Genomic DNA, 18,326 nt, shown 5'->3' on the forward strand with positions numbered 1-18,326 from the left:
AATGGCAAGCATCTACGGTGAGCCCGCGGTCATCAGGCGCATCGAGCAGCGCAGCGCTGTCCACAAGGTGACCTCCAACGGAACAATAGCCGCTGCGGTCATGGTGTTCGCTGCCATCGCGGCAGTCATCACGGCCAACTCTCCCGCCTTCGAGGTGGTAGAGGAGGTGCTCCACGCACCGCTCTCGCTGGGCATAGGCCCGGCGACCTTCTCGATCTCCATCGAGGGCTTTGTCAATGACTTTCTCATGGCCATCTTCTTCCTTCTCGTGGGCATCGAGCTCAAGTACGAGATGACCGTGGGACAGCTGAGAAAGCCCAGACAGGCCGCGCTCCCCATGCTCGCCGCGGTTGGCGGCGTGGCGGCTCCCGCGGTGATCTACCTCGCCCTCAACGCCGGAGGCGCCGTGCACGGCTGGGCCACGCCCATCGCCACCGACATCGCCTTCGCGCTGGGTGTGATGTCGCTTCTCGGCGACCGCATCGCCCCGGCGACCAAGGTCTTCTTCCAGACGCTCGCCATCGCCGACGATATCCTTGCCATCGTGGTGATCGCACTCTTCTACGGCCAGACGCCCAACGTGGCTTGGGTGGCGGCGTCTCTCGGCGTGGTCATCGTGCTGTGGATCATCGCGCGCATGAAGGTCTACTCGGCCAAGCCCTACATGCTGGTGGGGCTGGTGCTGTGGGTGTGCATGTACAACTCCGGCATCCACGCAACGCTGGCCGGCGTGATTCTGGCGTTCTTCCTCCCCGCGCGCTCCGACGTGCGCCTCTCCAAGCTGGGCAACTGGCTTGACGCCCGCGCCCGCGAGCTGGACGACACGTATGACGACGAGAGCCACGTCCTGGGCCAGCACGACTTCACCACTGCCGCCGTGCGCGTTGAGCGCGTAATGCACCACGTCACGCCGCCGCTGGAGCGCATGGAGCGCTACATTTCGGTACCGGTGAACTTTGTGATCTTGCCTATCTTTGCGTTTGTGAACGCGCAGGTGAGGATTGTGGACATGGATCTCGCCACCATCATCGCAGACCCGGTGACCAAGGGCGTGTACTTTGGCGCCGTGCTGGGCAAGCCCATCGGCATCATCCTGGTGACATGGCTTCTCGTGCACATTGGCTTTGCCAAGCTGCCCAAGCACGTCGACTGGCCACAGATCATCGCCGTGGGCATCATGGGTGGCCTGGGCTTCACGATGTCGATCCTCATCTCTGGGCTGGCGTTCCCCGATCCCAGCGAGGTCATGGCGGCAAAGTGCGCCATCCTCGCCGGCTCCGTCACCTCAGCCATCCTGGGTCTGCTCTTCGTGCACGTTGCGAGCGCCGTGAGGGAACGCCGAGAAGCCCGCGAGCACGCGATTGACCTGGACGACGAGTCGTAGCTGCTTGGGAGCGGCGCTGGACTTCGGCTCCGGCGCCGCTTGCCCTCTCCTGCATGGGGTTTCGTGTACAGAATTTGCGGTTGCCGGTCGTTTTTAGCTGAATTGCCGAGTACGAAGGCTCTAACTATTTATGGATCCGCAGGTAGAGAAATGGCACCGGCGAAGTGATACTAAGCTGGACCCCGAATTTTGACCGGCAACCGTAAATTTTGGGCACGCTCCGCTTTCTTTGCCCCTCTCCTCGCCAAGAAAGCTTCCCTCCGGTACGCCCGTTGAACCCCACCCCCGGCCCCACCCCCGGCCCCCGTCCTCGTCCTCGTTCTTTATCGGTATCTGTGAAACGGTTGTTGCATTTGCCCAGTTGGCGGCCAACGCGTTTCACAGATACCGATAAAGAATGCCGAAGGGCGGGGGGAGACAGGGGAGGAGAGAGGCGGGCCCGGGTCCCGAGAAGCTCGAGGCCGAGAAAGAAAGAGCCCCTAGTAGCGCTCGAGGCGCTTGCGGATGGCGAAGTACTCGGAGAGCAGCAGCACCAGCAGGATGCTCATCACCACCACGGCGCCAACCACGGCGCCGGAGAGCCCGGAGAACCCAACGAGCAGCCACAGCACCGGCACCGAGAAGGCAAAGGCGATGAGGTAGAGTCTGCTCACGGCCTGCTGCTCGCGCAGCACCGTGATGATCTGGTACAAAAAGTCAATCGCCGCGCAGATGCCCCCGTTGGCCACCATCACGTAGACCAGCGGCCTAAACTGCTCGAAGTCCAACCCGTACAGGAAGCTCATGATGGGGATGCCAAGCCAGCCCATGAAGAGCCCCACAATCACGGTAATGCCAGCGATGACGCCCATCATGGCCAGGATGATGAGGTCAAAGCGCTTGTGCTGCTCGGGGTCGTCCCAGATGCTCGCCAGTCGCAGCAGCTGCGGCTTGTAGATCATTGCCGCGGCCATGAGGATGGCGTGCGCAGGGAAGTACATGGCGTTGTAATAGAGCTGGTTGTCGTAGGAGAGCGCGCCCTCGATGGCGAACTTGGGCATCGAGTCGATGAGGTTGTAGAGAAACGCCGCCAGGAACAGCGGGAAGCAGTTGACGAAGATCTCCTTCACGCCGCGCCACGTGAGCGGCAGCGAGCGCTCGGTCTCCATGAGGGCCAGCGGCAGGGTGAGCAGCACGAAGGATGCCGCGGCACCCACTGCCATGCCGATGCTCGAGACCACCATGTTGCGCGTGATGAACAGCAGGATCGTGAAGACCACAAAGGAGAGGGCGCAGCGCACCGCCTGGGAGAGGCCGGCCAGGTAGAGCTTGTCCTTCTGCTGGAGCCTGCCCTCGTAGACGTCGCCCAGCGCGTCGAAGAAGCGAAATCCCATGACCCCGCACACGATGGCCGTCATGTCTGCGTCGTAGCCGCGGATGCGGCAGTACAGAAGGCCGATAAGGACCATGACAACGCAGGTCGCAATGCGGTTGACCTGGTAGTCGTAGAACGAGTCCATCTCGTCTATGTCCGAGACCTGGTACGTGCGCACGCCGTAGTTGCCCACAAAGAACAGGAGCGTACCCACGACCATGGCCATAGAGAAGAGGCCGGCGTTCTCGGCGCCCACGAACTGCGTGGCCACGATGGTGAGTAGCGGGAAGAACCCTCCCCAGCACGCCTGGCCAATGGAGTTGCACACGTAGTCTCGCGTGGTCTGGTGCGAGAGGTACTGCTCGGACTGCTGAGAGATGCTGCCCGAGAAGACCGAGGAGATCAGGCGGTCCCACCAGTGGTTGGTGACGCGGCGGAGGAAGCCCTCCTTCTTGGGCTTTGCGGCGGAGCGGCTGGAGCGGCCCTCATGCCTCCCGGCGCGCGACCCCACGAGCGAGCTCAGTCCTCCCTGCCGGGTTCTCCTGCGCTGCCTGCTCGTACGTGCCATGCGCCGACCATCCTCTCACAGCCACTGGGGCCAAGCATCTCTCGTCCGCCGGTCAACTATAGGGGCCATTGTATCGCGCCGCATGCGAGCGGTCGCGCATCCGGCTCCATCGTGTACGTTGCGTTTCGCCTTTGCGTTTGCTCGGTGGGGTTTACGCTCGCCTTGCGCGGGCTTGCTATGGTAGGTCCTGCATGCAGCGACATGCGGCACACGTGCAAGTCCGTCGGCGGGACCGGCGGAACCTGAGGGAGGAATGCATGACAGAATCCGAGCTATCGGGCCTAGGGCAGGGAATCGTGCCCGTGGCGCCAAGCGAGGCCGAGCAGGCGCGCTCCGCGCTCGCGCTGGTGGACGTCCCCGAGGAGCTTCGCGACAACCTGGCGCTCTTTCTGCGCCTGGTCCGCAAGGTGCTCGTCGAGAACGACCCAGACCTTCTCGCCACTTTTGACCTGCTGCTGGGCGACGCGATCCGCGTGACCTACGCCGACGGCGTGGCGCACACGGACGAGAAGGCCGCCCTTGCCGAGAAGGCGTTCCAGGAGTTCGTCTCGACCATCGACGGGCTCTCCATGGACAGGGCGACGCTGCTCATGCGCGCCTTCGTCACCTACTTCCACCTGGCGAACATCTGCGAGGAGAACTACCGCGTCTCCTCGCTGCGCAGGCGCGAGAGCGAGGTCCCCACGACGGAGACCGCCGACCCCATCAACGACCTCACGGTGGCGTACGGCCAGCTGGTGGACGAGTGCGGCCGCGCAAAGGCGACTGCGCTCCTCAACCGCCTGGAGTTCCACCCCGTCTTCACCGCCCACCCCACCGAGGCGCGCCGCAAGGCCGTCGAGGGCAAGATTCGCCGCATCTCCGAGCTTCTCGCCAAGCGCGCTACTCTCTCTGGCGTTGAACTGGTGGAGAACGAGCGCCTCATGCTGCAGGAGATCGACGCCCTGGTGCGCACCTCGCCCATCGCGTACAAGAAGCCGACGCCCGTCGAGGAGGCCGACACCGTCATCGACATCTTTGACGCCACGCTCTTCGACATGGTGCCCGAGGTCTACCGCCGCTTCGACGACTGGGAGCTGGGCGAGCGGGCAGGCACCGTGCCGCCCGTGTGCCCGGCGTTCTTCCACCCCGGCAGCTGGATTGGCTCCGACCGTGACGGCAACCCCAACGTCACCGCAAAGGTGAGCCGCAAGGTAGCCGAGAAGTTCCGCGTGCACGTGCTTGAGGCCCTGGCCGACAGGACCTACTACGTGGGTCGCAACCTCACGCTGGACGCGCGCTTCACCAAGCCCTCCGACGCGCTCGTCAACCTGTGGAACCACCAGGTCGAGATGAGCGAGGTTCTCTCGCAGCGCGCGCTTGAGGTCTCCACCTCCGAGCTGCACCGCGCCGTCATGATCGTGATCTCCGACCGCCTGCGCGCCACCATCCAGCGCACGGCCGACATCATGTACGCCTCGGCCGAAGACTACATTGCCGACCTGCGCATCGTTCAGCGCTCGCTGGCCGCGGCCGGTGCCGTGCGCACCGCGTACGGCCCGCTGCAGAAGCTCATCTGGCAGGCGGAGACCTTCGGGTTCCACCTGGTCGAGATGGAGTTCCGTCAGCACTCGCTCGTGCACGCACGCGCGCTCGAGGACATCCGCGAGCACGGTCGCTGGGGCGAGAGGGGAGAGCTCCAGCCCATGACGCGCGAGGTTCTCGACACCTTCCGCGCCATTGGCAGCATCCAGCGCATCAACGGCGTGAAGGCCGCGCGGCGCTACATCATCTCGTTTACGCAGTCGGCGCAGAACGTGGCCGACGTGTACGAGCTGGCGCGCCTGGCCTTTGCGCACGAGGCCGACGTGCCGGTGCTCGACGTGATCCCGCTCTTCGAGCAGGTCGAGGACCTGGAGAACGCCGTTGACACGCTCGACCAGATCATCAAGCTCGAGCCCGTGCAGAGGCGGCTCGCCCAGACCGGCAGGCGCATGGAGGTCATGCTCGGCTACTCCGACTCCTCCAAGGACGCCGGCCCCACCTCGGCCACGCTGGTGCTTCATGCCGCGCAGGCGGCCATCGCGCAGTGGGCCGAGAGGAACGACATCGACCTGGTGCTCATGCATGGTCGCGGCGGCGCGGTGGGACGCGGCGGCGGTCCGGCTAACCGCGCGGTTCTCTCGCAGCCCAAGGGCTCGGTCAACTGCCGCTTCAAGCTCACCGAGCAGGGCGAGGTAATCTTTGCCCGCTATGGCGACCCAACGCTTGCAAGGCGCCACGTGGAGTCCGTCGCCGGCGCGACGCTGCTGCAGTCGTCGCCGTCCATCGAGTACGTGAACACCGAGACGACGGCCAAGTACGCTGACCTGGCCACAAAGCTGGACAGCGCGTCTCGTCGACGCTACCGCGACCTTCTCGACACCGAGGGCTTCGCCGAGTGGTTCTCCACGGTCACGCCGCTCACGGAGATCGGCCTCATGCCCATTGGCTCGCGACCCGCCAAGCGCGGCCTGGGAGCCAAGTCTCTGGACGACCTGCGCACCATTCCGTGGATCTTCTCGTGGTCGCAGGCGCGCATCAACCTGGCCGCGTGGTACGGGCTGGGCACGGCGTGCGAGGAGCTGGGCGACCTCGACCTTCTCCGCCAGGCCTATGCGGAGTGGCCGCTGTTCACCACGTTCATCGACAACATTGAGATGTCGCTCTCCAAGACCGACGAGCGCATTGGGCGCATGTACCTGGCACTGGGCTCGCGCGACGATTTGGCCAACAAGGTCCTGGAGGAGATGCGCCTCACGCGTAAGTGGGTGCTGGCGATTGTGGGCGACGAGTGGCCGCTGGAGCATCGTCGCGTGCTGGGGCCGGTGATTCGCGCGCGGCTGCCGTTCGTCAACGTGCTGTCGGTGACGCAGGTGCGCGCGCTGCGCGCGATGCGTACGCGCGGCGAGCACCTGACGCCGGAGGAGCGCGAGAGGTTCATTTATCTGATCCTGTGCACCGTATCCGGCGTTGCGGCGGGACTTCAGAACACGGGGTGATGCGGGCGCCGTGGCACGTGCCGTCGCGGAGCGGGTGCTGCCGCGGTGGTGTTTTTGCAGCTAGAACGTATGTGGTGGGCCCTCCGGCGTCAGCCTGGCGCCGGAGGGCTGCTTTTTGCAGCAAGTGCGTACGAAGTCGCTGCTGTGGCGCCGTTTTGTCGCCATAGGGCGCGTTCTCACAGCGACCCCGTACGAACCCTCCGCCGCAGCGTCTCCCCGGCGCCACAAGGCGCGCGCCAGCGCCCGACCCCGTGCCAACGGGCTTCTCGCACGCGCAATTGTGCAGAACTTGCGACTCCGCGGTAATGTCTCGTCTCTTCTCGTCTTGGTAAAACGTTTTACCAACTACACTCCAACTGTGAGCATCGTACGTGACAAGAACAAGTAGGCGAGCGGTGCAAAAAGCCCGCCCAAGCGACGGCGCCACAAGGCCCGTCAGCGAGAGGAGAACGAGAATGGCTCAGCCTGTGTTGGGAACCCCTTGGAAGAAGCTTGACGGTCCCGTGAGCGAGGACGAAATCGCGTGGGTCGACAAGTACTGGCGTGCCGCCAACTACCTGTCCGTCGGCCAGATCTACCTGCGCTCCAACCCCCTCATGCGCGCGGACTTCAAGAACCAGGATGGCCCCGACGGCTTCACCCGTGAGGACGTCAAGCACCGTCTCGTTGGCCACTGGGGCACCACACCCGGCGTCAACTTCCTCTTTGGCCACGTGAACCGCCTCATCCACGACCACCAGCAGAACGCCATCTTCCTCATGGGCCCCGGTCACGGTGGACCTGCCGGTACCGCGCAGTCCCTGCTCGACGGTACCTACCGTGAGGTTCGCCCCGACATCACCGACGACGAGGCCGGTCTCCAGAAGTTCTTCCGCCAGTTCTCCTATCCTGGCGGCATCCCCAGCCACTACGCGCCCGAGACCCCCGGCTCCATCCACGAGGGCGGCGAGCTTGGCTACGTACTCTCCCACGCCTACGGCGCGGTTCTCGACAACCCCAGCATGCTCGCGGTTGCCGTGGTGGGCGACGGCGAGGCCGAGACCGGCCCGCTTGCCACCAGCTGGCAGACGAACAAGTTCATGGATCCGCTAACCGACGGCATCGTGCTGCCGATCCTGCACCTCAACGGCTACAAGATCGCCAACCCCACCATCCTCGCCCGCATCTCCGACGGCGAGCGCGACGAGTTCTTCCGCGGCATGGGCTATCACCCCTACAACTTTGTCGCCGGCTTTGACGAGGAGGACCACGCCTCCATCCACCGTCGCTTCGCCGCGCTCCTCGAGGAGGTCTTCGACGAGATCTGCGACATCAAGCGCCGCGCAGCCGCCGGCGAGGCGTCCCGCCCGTTCTACCCCATGATCATCTTCCGCACCCCCAAGGGCTGGACCTGCCCCAAGGAGATCGACGGCAAGAAGACCGAGGGTTCCTGGCGTGCGCACCAGGTGCCTCTGGCGTCTGCTCGCGACACCGAGGCCCACTTCGAGGTCCTCAAGGGCTGGCTCGAGTCCTATGACCCCGAGGGTCTCTTTGACGAGAAGGGCGCCATCCGTCCCGAGGTCACCGAGTTCATGCCCGAGGGCGAGCTGCGTCTGGGCGCCAATCCCAACACCAACGGCGGCAAGCTGCTGAAGGACCTCGAGCTCCCCGACACGGCGAAGTACGCGATCGACGTCGAGAAGGGCGGCCATGGCTTTGGTGCCACCGAGGCAACCCGCGTGCTGGGCGAGTACACCGCCGAGCTCATCAACAACAACCGCGACATGTTCCGCATTTTCGGCCCCGACGAGACTGCGTCCAACCGCCTGCAGCCCAGCTACCAGGTGACGGACAAGCAGTGGTTCAACGGCGACCTCAACGACGACCCCGCCAACGACGAGCACCTCGCGCCCGTGGGCAACGTTATCGAGCAGCTCTCCGAGCACCAGTGCGAGGGCCTTCTCGAAGGCTACATCCTCACCGGCCGCCACGGCCTGTGGTCGAGCTACGAGTCGTTCGTGCACATCGTGGACTCGATGGTCAACCAGCACTGCAAGTGGCTTGAGGCCACCGTCCGCGAGATCCCCTGGCGCAAGCCCATCTCCGGCCTCAACATGCTGCTCTCCAGCCACGTCTGGCGTCAGGACCACAACGGCTTCTCGCACCAGGACCCGGGCTTTGTCGACGTGCTTCTCAACAAGTGCTTCAACAACGACCACGTGGTGAACATCTACTACCCGGCCGACGCCAACCTGCTCCTGGCCGTGGCCGAGCGCGCCTACACCTCCACCAACTGCGTGAACGCGGTCTTTGCCGGCAAGCAGCCCGCCCCCACGTGGGTCACGCTCGACGAGGCCCGCGAGGAGCTCGCGGCCGGCGCCGCCGAGTGGAAGTGGGCGTCCAACACCGCCGATGGCGAGGAGCCCGACATCGTCCTCGGCTGCTGCGGCGACGTGCCCACGCAGGAGACCATGGCCGCGCTCGAGCTTCTCGACAAGCTCGGCGTCAAGTGCCGCCTGGTGAACGTGGTTGAGCTTCTCAAGATCCAGAACGCCTCCGAGAACGACGAGGCGCTCACGGACGAGCAGTTTACGGCCCTCTTCACGGCCGACAGGCCCGTCCTCTTCGCCTTCCACGCCTATCCCGGCACGGTTCGTCGCCTCATCTGGGACCGCCCGAACCACGACAACTTCCACGTCCACGGCTACGAGGAGCAGGGCTCCACGACCACGCCGTACGACATGCTGCGCCTGAACCACATGGACCGCTGGGCGCTCGCTGCCGACGCGCTGCACATCCTGGACGCCGAGAAGTGGGCCGACCAGATTGCCGAGTGGGAGCAGTTCCGCCAGGACGCCTTCCAGTTCGCCGTCGACAACGGCTACGACCACCCCGCCTTCACCGACTGGGTGTGGCATGACGCCAAGGACACCGCCGCGGCGATCAGCGCCACCAAGGCGACCGGCGGCGACAACGAGTAGCGCGCCTTGCACGTCTCGGCTCTAACTCTGCTGCAAGGGAGAAGCCCCTTAGGCACACGAAAAGGACCCGTCGGCTTTGCCGGCGGGTCCTTTCTTCTGCGGGAGAGTCGCTCCTTTGGGTCTAGTCCTCGAACTCGTAGACCGTGACGTAGCGTGGGTCCTCGCCCTCGTGAACCTCCACGATCTTCTCGACCTCCTCGGGAATGTCTGGTGTTGGGCAGGGTGTAGGTCCCGAATACCTTACGCATGTTCCGCAGCTGCTGCTGAGCGAGCGCGGTACCGGACACATGCGGTTCTCCCAGCCAGCGTTCGTGAGCAGCCGGGAATAGCGCGTGGCGCCAAAGTGTGAGTAGAACAGGGCGATGTAGTTCGTCTCGGCCACGGCAGCACGCCTATGCCTTGGTGAGGATGAGCTTCCACCCGTCCTGGGTGTCCTCGACGGCTACGGTGTAGCCCTGGCTCTTGCCAAACCTGGTGACGTTCTCGCGGGCGGCAACGGCATCTACCAGCACAATCACACCCTCGGGATCCTCCTTCACGGCGTTTCTGGTAAGCACGACTGGCTCCGGGCAAGAGAGCCCCTGCGCGTCGATGGTCTTCATGGCTACTCCTTTGCGGTCTTGAGGTTGGTGAGGGCGATTACGGCAACAACGACGATGCCGATGACCACGGCAATCATGCCGTTGGTGGTGGGGCCGTCTCCGCTGGCGGCGAGGCCAAAGTTGTGCGCGAACGCTGCGCCAACAAAGAGACCGAGGATGGTAACGGCGCTGTCGGTGTTGCCCTCGCCAGAGAGGATGAGCTGGCGCAGCGGGCAGCCGCCCAGGAGCACGCAGGCAAAGCCGGTGAGGTAGAGGCCCAGGAAGTTCCAGATGCCATCGCTGTGGGCGATGGGCTGGTTCTCAAAGCCCAGGTTGAAGTACGAGGTGCCGGTGGTGGCGGAGAAGATGAGGTTCATGACCAGTGCCGAGACAAGTACGGCAACAAAGCCCAGGAGTAGACGGTTCTCACGGAAGAGAATCATGTCGCGGATGCCACCCACCATGCAGAAGCGGGTGCGCTGCGCGAGGACGCCCACGATGATGCCGGCTACGAGCGAGATGGCGAGAGGTGCGTGCATCGAGCCGGGGCCCTTCTCGCTAAAGAAGATGAAGGCGGGTGCCGCAATGAGGAGTACAAGGAAAACGAGGGCAATTACGGGGAGGATGCCACCCTCGGACTTGGAGACCTTGCGGGTGCGGCTGAGCGAGTAGCCGCGGTTGAGGAAGAACACGCCGGTCGCGATGCCGCAGGCAAAGCCCACGAAGGCGACGACGGCGTTAAGGTCTCCGCCAGCGATGCGCAGAATCATGCGGAATGGGCATCCAAGGAACATGAGGGCGCCGATCATGGCAAAGAACCCAAGGACAAAGCGGGTCATGGGCGCAGAGCCACCGCGGGGCGAGAATTCCTTGGTGGCCAGGGCGGCAAAAAGGCTGCCAAAGATGAGGCCGATGATCTCGGGCCTGATGTACTGGACCACCTCGGCGCGATGGAGGCCAACGCCGCCGGCGGTATCGCGCAGGAAGCAGGCGATGCAGAATCCCATGTTCTTGGGGTTCCCAAAGAGCACGAGCGACGCGCCTATCACTCCCATGATGACGCCGGCAATAATCGTTATTGCCTTCTCGTTCTTGGTAAGGTTCATGCGAAACGTTCCTTTCTACCCGTTCGTGTACAGCTGGGGGACTCATATATAATTGTTTGGGTTCATGAAAATATGTTTGGTATTAGGTGAGAGGTACTGGTAAACCGATGAACGCGTATTTGGATAACGCTGCCACAACGTTTCCTATACCAGAGTGCGTGCCCCAGGCCATGTACGAGTTCATGACCACGTGCGGCGCAAACGTGGGCCGTGGCTCATATGCCAGTGCGTTTGACATCGAGGGTGAGGTGCTCGAGACACGCGAGGGGCTGGCCTCGCTGTTTGGCGCGCCAGATGCCCGAGACATCGCCTTTACCCGCAATGTGACCGAGTCGCTCAACCTCCTGATAAAAGGCCTGCTCCACGACGGAGACCACGTCATTGTCTCCTCCATGGAGCACAATGCGGTCATGCGGCCGCTTGTCCAGCTGGGGTCTTGCGGCGTGAGCTTCTCGCGCTGTCCGTGTGACGAGACGGGCATGCTGGACGTTGATGCGCTTGTGGAGTGCCTGCGCCCAAACACGCGCGCCGTGGTGATGCTGCATGCCAGCAACGTTACGGGCACCGTGATGCCTGTGGCCAAGGTGGGTGAATTCTGCCGCGCACACGGGCTGACGTTTATTCTCGACGCGGCTCAGACTGCGGGCGTGGTGCCCATCGACATGGGGCTCATGGGCGTTGACGCCGTGGCGTTCACGGGCCACAAGGGGCTCCTCGGTCCGCAGGGCATAGGAGGCGTGGCCGTGACAGAGGAGCTTGCGCATCGCATTGAACCGCTGGTGGTTGGCGGTACGGGCTCCGTGAGCGACAGGGAGACCATTCCCAGCTTCATGCCGGACCGTCTAGAGGCGGGCACGCCCAACCTGCCGGGAATCGTGGGCCTGCATGCAGCGTTGGGGTGGCACGCCGCACAGGAGAAGGGCGCCGTGCTGAGACATGAGCTTGGGCTCACGCAGCGGTTCCTCGATGGCCTGGGGCCACTTGAGCGCACGGGGTGCGTGCGCGTGTGCGGGCGCAATGACGTGGGGGAGCGCGTGGGCGTGGTCTCTCTCGCCACGCCTGGGCGTGACGAGGCCGAGGTAGCGACTCTTCTGGATGAGCTCTACCACATAAGCGTGCGCGTGGGCCTGCACTGTGCGCCCTCTGCGCACAAGACGATTGGAACCTTCCCAACCGGCACGGTTCGCTTCTCGTTTGGGTTCTTCAACACCGAGGAGGACGTGGACTGGGCGCTTGTCGCGCTACGGGAGCTTCTGGAGAGGGGCTAGGGGCGCATCTGGGGTCTCCGAGCGCGTAGAACCGTGTGATTATCCAAGAGAGCTGTGGGTGTAGCTGCGACAACGTGCGTGTTGCCGTATCCTTCTTGCATGACCGCGTGAAAGGAACCCTGCATGGCACGAAAGCTGACCGACGTCGAGCGTATGAACCTTGATTACTTGAGGGAGGCCCTCTGCCAGGTTCTCGAGCCTTCGCAGAAGAACAAGGCCGCGTCTGTGGCGAGTGCTCTCGTGCGCGTGCGGGGTGACGTGGTGACGGACGAGGACATCTCGCGGATTGTGGGGAAGTACGGCAAGAACGCCCAGGTGGCGCTCGTCGCTGCCATTCGCTCCGAGGCGCTCGATCCTGTGGAGGGGCAGGAGGGCGTCTACACGCTCCGCGTTCCGACGCAGGTAGAGGGTGCGGTTGACGTTGCCGAGGAGGCTGGGGTCGCGGATGCCGAGAAGCCCGAGGAGGCCGGCTCGGCGGCCGCAGCCGAGACCGAGGCGGATTCCGAGCATGCTGCGGATGCCGCTCCTGAGGCCGAGCCGGGATTCGCTGCCGAGGTTGCGAACGTCGACGCCGCGCCGGCGCCCGAGAGGAGAAAGCCGCGTCGCCACAGGAGGAAGCCGGCGTCTGCGAGGGAGAGCGAGGAGCCTGCTGAGACGGGCGTCTCGCCTGAGGGGTTGGCCGCGGCCGAAGAGGCTGCGGAGGGCTCCGCAGCCGAGCAGGAGGCCGCACCCGCCCGCGAGGCCGCGACGGCGCCCGCGGCTGCGGAGCCCGAGGCCACGACGGCGCCCGAGGCCGCGTCCGCACCGGCCGAGGCCTCCGTGTCCCCGACGCCAGCCGAGAAGCCCGGGCGCTCCTCCAGCCCACGCACCCAGCGCGGCCGGCTCCGTCGGTTTGGGAAGGGCGGTCCCTCTCGTCCCATGCAGCTCTCCGAGGTTCCCTACGTGCGCCGCGGCGGTCCCGCCGAGACCGAGGTCCGCGCCAAGATCCTCGAGCTTGACCAGCGCTTCTGGATGAACGGCTGGCTGCTCAGCCACCCCGGCGCGTACACGCTCTTCGAGCGCCAGCTCACGGCCATCAACGATGCGCTGGTCAACGGCGCACTTCCTGGCGACATCACGCGAAGGCAGCTTGCCTACCAGATGGGTGGGGACGAGAAGTTCTTCGAGTACGGATCCGACGGGCACAAGCTCCTGCGCGCGATGGGCATGGAGGACGTCATTCGCCACCGACCTATGCCCAAGCCGGACCTTCTCTACCACGCGCCGCGTCGCCGGAAGCACATGCGCGTGCTGGTCACCGAGAACCTTGACCCCTGGCTCGACGTGCACGACCTCATGTATGAGGAGGGCCGCACCACCATTCTGGGCGAGCGCATCCATGCGGTGGTGCTGGGTGGCGGCACGCCCATCCTCGAGCACAACCGGCTGGCGCTGCTGCTTGACACCCTTGGCGCGGATTCCGTCGAGGTGCTCTACTGGGGTGACATAGACCGCGCGGGCATCGACATCATGGTGCGCCTGCGCGATGTCCTGGGCGCGCACTATCCGTTTGCGCCCTTTGCTCCCGCCTACCAGCTCATGATTGACAAGGCGATGGAGCGCTACCCGGATCCCGCCGACAACGAGCAGACCTGTCAGGTGAACCTTGGCATGCCGGACATGTCGCTCATGTGCGAGGGTCTCACCGACGAGGCCACCGCCTACGCGCGCAGTGTGGTTGAGGGCTGCCGCCTTATCCCCCAGGAAATCCTCACCCGACGCGACCTATGAGACAAAGGGACAGTCCCTTTGTCTCATAACGGAATCGTGTCGAATCACCCCGCACTCAACAGACGAGGAGAACGCCATGGCCAAGCTGCTCTTTATCGAGTACCCAAAGTGCTCCACCTGCAAGCGCGCCAAGAAGTGGCTGGATGAGCGCGGTGTTGCGTACACCGACCGCCACATCGTGGAGGAGAACCCCACTGCGGCGGAGCTTGCGGAGTGGCAGGCGCGCTCCGGGCTTCCCGTGCGTCGTTTCTTCAACACCAGCGGGCAGCTCTACCGACAGCTGGGCGTGAAGGCACAGCTCGATGCGGGGATGAGCGATGCGGAGGCCTTCGATCTTCTCGCCACCAACGGCATGCTGGTCAAGCGGCCGCTTGTGGTGGGGGAGGACTTCGTGCTTGTCGGCTTCAACGAGGCCGCCTGGGCAGCCCGCCTCGGGCGGGATTGAGTTCCCCGGCAACGGGATCCCACTCCCCGGCAATGGAATCCCATTGCCGGGGAGCTTAATCCCGCGAGCTGCGGCGAAGGACCTTCTCGAGCGGACGACCCTTTGCCAGCTCGTCCACCAGCTTGTCCAGCACGCGCACCCGGTGCATGGTGGGGTCCTCGACCTGCGCCACGTCCACGCCGCAGACCTTTCCGCCTACCAGCGCTGCGGCGGGGTTGTACGCCGGCGCGTCGTCCAGCCAGCTGGAGAAGCTCACCGCCTCCAACCGCTCGTCGGTAAGGTCGGCAGCTGTGTAGCCGAGAAGCCACTCAATCACGGAAAGCAGCTCCTCTCGGCTCCGGCCCTTGCGCTCGACCTTGGCGGCGAGAAGGTCCACGTATGTCCTTGCCGGCCCGTCCACCTGGGTGCAGACGAGAGAAACGTCAACCTTCTCGCCTGGCTCCTTTCCAATTGCCGCGCGGATGTCCTTGCGGATGCCCAGCACGTAATTGCGCCCGCCTTCCTCGCGCTTCTCGGCAACCACGCTACCGTCGTAGGGAACGCCGTCGAAGGTTGCGTGCACCTTGATGCGCCCCGCGCCAAACACGCGCGGAAGGTCGAGAGGGACGTGCACAAACGCCCCGTCGATGCCCTCGACTTTCTCGATTGCGGCGCTAAAGCTATAGGTCTTCACGTCTGCTCCTCCCTGCAGCCTTGCGAGAAGTATAGGTTCTGGTCCCGCTCCGAGTGCCGGCTACGCCCTGGCGCTGGATGCCGCCCGGCATCGGTCGTCGTCCCGGCGCCGGATGTCGCCTGAGTGCCGTTATTGGCAGCAAGTGCTGCGGAAACCCCCGCTACGGCGCCAATCCGGCGCCACAATGCCCGTTCCCACAGCAACACCGTACGACCCCGGCGGCGCCTATGTTTCGCCGCGCTATCCCGCTGGGTCAAGTTTGTTGCCATGTGCCAAACGCTGCTATGACGCACCCCAGGGCATGCTATCTTCCGACCCGTCGACGAGAAGGGAGCAGCCATGGCGTTCCAGCTACCGGTCTACCACCACCCCGATTTCTCCGCGCTCGGTCTGGACGATGCGCCCAACGTCAGGTGGGGGACCGTCGAGCAGAACGGCGTGATACCCGAGGGCTTCCACAGCACGTCAATGTACCCAGAATATTTCAAGATTGATGGCAGCTGGAAGCTTGCTTCCTCTTCTCGCATGGATGCCTGCATCGTCTTGAGAGACGATGGCACCCTCCACGTGGTCACCGGGCGCCACCTCAAGGAGGGGGACCTGGTCGCGCTGGGACGAAGCGAGGACGGCTCGGAAGGCATCTACGTTCAAACGGATGGCTTCGAGGACCCGTCTGCGTCCAATGGCGAGAAGTTCGCCTTTCGCCAGGGTCGCAGCCGCGAAACCGCGTACACGCGTGACTATGACGACCTTATCGAGCTGTTGAAATACGAGCGTGACCACGGGTTTATCGAATGGGTGATGGGGCCTGCGTTTGCGTTCGACGCAGATTCTCGTCACGCCATGCAGCGGCTGGTTGAGGAGGGCTACGTCCACGCGCTCTCCGGCGGCAACGCGCTCGCCACGCACGACCTGGAGGGCGCCATGTTCCATACGGCGCTTGGCCAGGACATCCGCACGCAGCAAAGCATGCCCAACGGTCACTACAACCACCTAGACACCATCAACCGCGTGCGTCGGTCCGGCTCGATTGCGCAATTTGTTGATGATTACGACCTGCAAGACGGCATCATGTACGCGTGCGTGAAGAAGAACATCCCGTTTCTGCTGGCTGGGTCGATTCGTGACGACGGCCCGCTGCCGGAGACCATCGCGGACGTGTACGAGTCCCAGCATCAGATTCGCGTGCTTGCGCGCAAGGCGACGACGGTCATCTGCATGGCTACGATGCTGCACACGATCGCGACCGGCAACATCACGCCCAGCTATCACGTTAATGAGGACGGTGCCGTACGGCCGGTCTACATCTATGCCGTTGACGCCTCGGAGTTTGTCGTCAACAAGCTGCACGACCGCGGGAGCCTCTCGGCAAAGACGATTGTCACCAACGTGCAAGACTTCATCTTCATTGTGGCCAAGGGGCTGGGCGTGCTCTAGGGGCTGCGCGCCGCGGCCGCCCTTCGGGACGTGAGCGCCCTACAGCACAAACTCAACGATGCGGTCCTCGCTTGCCGGGCTTGGCTCTGGGTACTCCCGTTCTATGAATTGTTGCATGTACTCGACGCCAGGCTTCCAGTCGAGCAGCGCCCAAATCAGAAGCTGCCGTTTGGCGCAGATGGCGGGAGAGTCGAACGCCTTCCAGCACATGGAGAAATCCCGCTCTGAGAAACGCTCGGCGGCACAAATAACCTGTTGCATGAGGGCGTCAAGCCCAGAGTTGCTGTACAAATCTTCCATTGTGGCGTTGACAATGACCAGCCCGCGCGAGGCAAGCTCTCGCGTCCGGCGCAAGTCGTCGACGTACTTCTCGCGTACGTGGGCTTTCTCGTGAGCGACTGCTTTCTGGAGAAGCGCGTTACCGGGACTCTCAGCTGCTGCCGTGGCAGCAGAGACAATACGGTCCAGCTCAAGGTGGCCGCCGCCTTCATAGTTGATGCCCACGGGTGCATCGGGTACCAACATATCCGGCACTCGAGACTCCTTCCCAAAGCGAGTCGCGTTGCCGTATTCTGCCTTTGACCGCTCGTTAAGGATGAGCCGACCAATGCCGTATCCCAGCATCTCAAGCGGAAGGGCGGCCATGGCGGCAATGAGCGATTCCGTGGGCGACCACGAATTGTTTGATACATACTTTATGCATTCCCTCGCTGCGCTGAGTCCCGGGATGCCGTGACATCGGGCTATGAAATCCTCGATTTTCTCAACAGTCGTAAGTGGGGGCACTCCGTAGGTGATGGGACCGAGTCTTGGACCGTTCGCGTCACGCGAGTACTTACCGGTTAGTTCGTAGCCGAGAAGAACCAGTACCTGCGGAATCATTACCGTTGCGAGTTCGACAAATAGGAGCTCGGGCGATGCAATTTGGATTCCCGAGCCAATGTCCAGAAATGCGTCATCGGGAAGTCCCTTTGAGTAGATGGTGCACGAGAAGAACCTTGCGCGTGTGCGGTCGGGGTCAGACGGCACGGCGATATGAAGTGGTGTTCTTTGAGTTGGTTGTGGAAGTCCCAGCCAGTCAAGATTGGCGGCTGCCGGAGACCAGCGTTTCTTGCCATCCGGATGCCGAGGCGAGCGGAGAGGAGCCTTTGCCATGTGACTGATAAGCCGATTGACCTGCGGTGCCTTTCCACACCTGATTGTCCTGAGCGCTCGAAGCGCAGATTGCTTATTGAACGACAGCTGCATGACTCACCCGCCCCTGGCCGATTGGTGGCGAGTAGTATACGAATGTGCTGCTGCCGAGAAGTGCTAATAATCAATGAATATTGGTCATATAATACGCATTGTCATCTTGCGTCACTTTAGTTACGCTCCCTGGCATTTTTCGTCCTCATTTGCGCTTGTAGGGGGCAAAAATGCCTTGGTTTCTCGCTAGTATCCGCAGCAAAATGACACTGCGGGCATGTCGCTCACGGTTTTCTGACAAGCGCCTCTCAAGACTCTGACCGAAATTTGTCAGAAAAGGCGGGTTTTCTCGCATCCCAAAATGAATACAAAAGTTTCAACTACCTTCTCTGGTGGCTCGTCTGGGTCCCCGGCTCACCCGTGCTCCCGCGGCTCATCCTCTATCCAGACATTGTTACCGGCTCGTTGATGAAAACGATTGACAACTGGGGAAATGCCCGAATTGCTTGCCGGGCCGGTAACAACGGAAGCGCTGACTGCGGGTAGCTCCCCGCTTGTTACCGGCACAATTG

The 18,326-nt window shown here is 63.5% G+C and carries 13 protein-coding genes; 7 read left to right on the forward strand and 6 right to left on the reverse strand.

What is annotated here, in order from left to right; genetic code table 11:
• Position 1 precedes the first annotated feature (1 nt).
• The gene (gene nhaA, locus BMX94_RS04175; protein WP_091003981.1) at positions 2-1,384 is read left to right on the forward strand and encodes a Na+/H+ antiporter NhaA; all 1,383 of its coding nucleotides are present in this window, start codon (positions 2-4) and stop codon (positions 1,382-1,384) included.
• Positions 1,385-1,863: 479 nt separating this feature from the next.
• Here nhaA and BMX94_RS04180 read toward each other — a convergent pair whose 3' ends face one another.
• Complete coding sequence (locus BMX94_RS04180; RefSeq protein WP_286160015.1) at positions 1,864-3,306, reverse strand: lipopolysaccharide biosynthesis protein; 1,443 nt, start codon at positions 3,304-3,306, stop codon at positions 1,864-1,866.
• A 257-nt stretch (positions 3,307-3,563) separates the two neighbouring features.
• Here BMX94_RS04180 and BMX94_RS04185 point away from each other — a divergent pair, with 257 nt between their 5' ends.
• Both BMX94_RS04185 and BMX94_RS04190 read left to right on the forward strand, forming a co-directional pair.
• A complete protein-coding gene (locus BMX94_RS04185) occupies positions 3,564-6,326 on the forward strand; it encodes a phosphoenolpyruvate carboxylase (RefSeq protein WP_091003983.1) in 2,763 nt (920 codons plus the stop codon).
• A gap of 455 nt (positions 6,327-6,781) precedes the next feature.
• On the forward strand, positions 6,782-9,286 hold the full coding sequence (locus BMX94_RS04190) for a phosphoketolase (protein ID WP_091003984.1): 2,505 nt from the start codon (positions 6,782-6,784) through the stop codon (positions 9,284-9,286).
• A 121-nt stretch (positions 9,287-9,407) separates the two neighbouring features.
• Here the strand turns inward: BMX94_RS04190 and BMX94_RS04195 are convergent, their stop codons facing one another.
• From BMX94_RS04195 to yedE, 3 genes are read right to left on the reverse strand one after another with little or no spacing between them, the layout of a single operon-like run.
• Positions 9,408-9,668 (reverse strand): putative Se/S carrier protein, encoded by a 261-nt coding sequence (locus BMX94_RS04195; RefSeq protein ID WP_091003987.1) that lies wholly within the window; start codon positions 9,666-9,668, stop codon positions 9,408-9,410.
• 10 nt (positions 9,669-9,678) lie between these two features.
• Entirely contained in the window at positions 9,679-9,888 is a 210-nt protein-coding gene (locus BMX94_RS04200; protein WP_091003990.1) for a sulfurtransferase TusA family protein, read from the reverse strand.
• A gap of 2 nt (positions 9,889-9,890) precedes the next feature.
• Complete coding sequence (gene yedE, locus BMX94_RS04205; protein WP_091003993.1) at positions 9,891-10,973, reverse strand: YedE family putative selenium transporter; 1,083 nt, start codon at positions 10,971-10,973, stop codon at positions 9,891-9,893.
• A gap of 107 nt (positions 10,974-11,080) precedes the next feature.
• Here yedE and BMX94_RS04210 point away from each other — a divergent pair, with 107 nt between their 5' ends.
• From BMX94_RS04210 to BMX94_RS04220, 3 genes are all read left to right on the forward strand, one after another.
• Positions 11,081-12,241, forward strand: coding sequence for an aminotransferase class V-fold PLP-dependent enzyme (locus tag BMX94_RS04210; RefSeq protein WP_091003995.1), 1,161 nt, complete (start codon positions 11,081-11,083; stop codon positions 12,239-12,241).
• Positions 12,242-12,364: 123 nt separating this feature from the next.
• On the forward strand, positions 12,365-14,011 hold the full coding sequence (locus BMX94_RS04215) for a Wadjet anti-phage system protein JetD domain-containing protein (protein WP_091003998.1): 1,647 nt from the start codon (positions 12,365-12,367) through the stop codon (positions 14,009-14,011).
• 76 nt (positions 14,012-14,087) lie between these two features.
• Positions 14,088-14,456, forward strand: coding sequence for an arsenate reductase family protein (locus tag BMX94_RS04220; protein WP_091004000.1), 369 nt, complete (start codon positions 14,088-14,090; stop codon positions 14,454-14,456).
• A gap of 55 nt (positions 14,457-14,511) precedes the next feature.
• Here the strand turns inward: BMX94_RS04220 and BMX94_RS10690 are convergent, their stop codons facing one another.
• Entirely contained in the window at positions 14,512-15,129 is a 618-nt protein-coding gene (locus tag BMX94_RS10690; RefSeq protein WP_218138456.1) for a DUF2200 family protein, read from the reverse strand.
• Positions 15,130-15,468: 339 nt separating this feature from the next.
• Between BMX94_RS10690 and BMX94_RS04235 the strand changes: the two genes are divergently transcribed.
• Positions 15,469-16,566: a putative NPN-dependent ornithine cyclodeaminase gene (locus tag BMX94_RS04235; protein WP_091004001.1), complete on the forward strand. Its 1,098-nt coding sequence runs from the start codon at positions 15,469-15,471 to the stop codon at positions 16,564-16,566.
• Between the two features lie 39 nt (positions 16,567-16,605).
• On the opposite strand, the gene BMX94_RS04240 is transcribed toward BMX94_RS04235, so the two are convergent.
• The gene (locus tag BMX94_RS04240; RefSeq protein WP_143052265.1) at positions 16,606-17,814 is read right to left on the reverse strand and encodes a hypothetical protein; all 1,209 of its coding nucleotides are present in this window, start codon (positions 17,812-17,814) and stop codon (positions 16,606-16,608) included.
• Positions 17,815-18,326 lie beyond the last annotated feature (512 nt).

The sequence above is a fragment of the Olsenella sp. KH3B4 genome (genome assembly GCA_900111695.1).
Lineage (GTDB): Bacteria > Actinomycetota > Coriobacteriia > Coriobacteriales > Atopobiaceae > Tractidigestivibacter.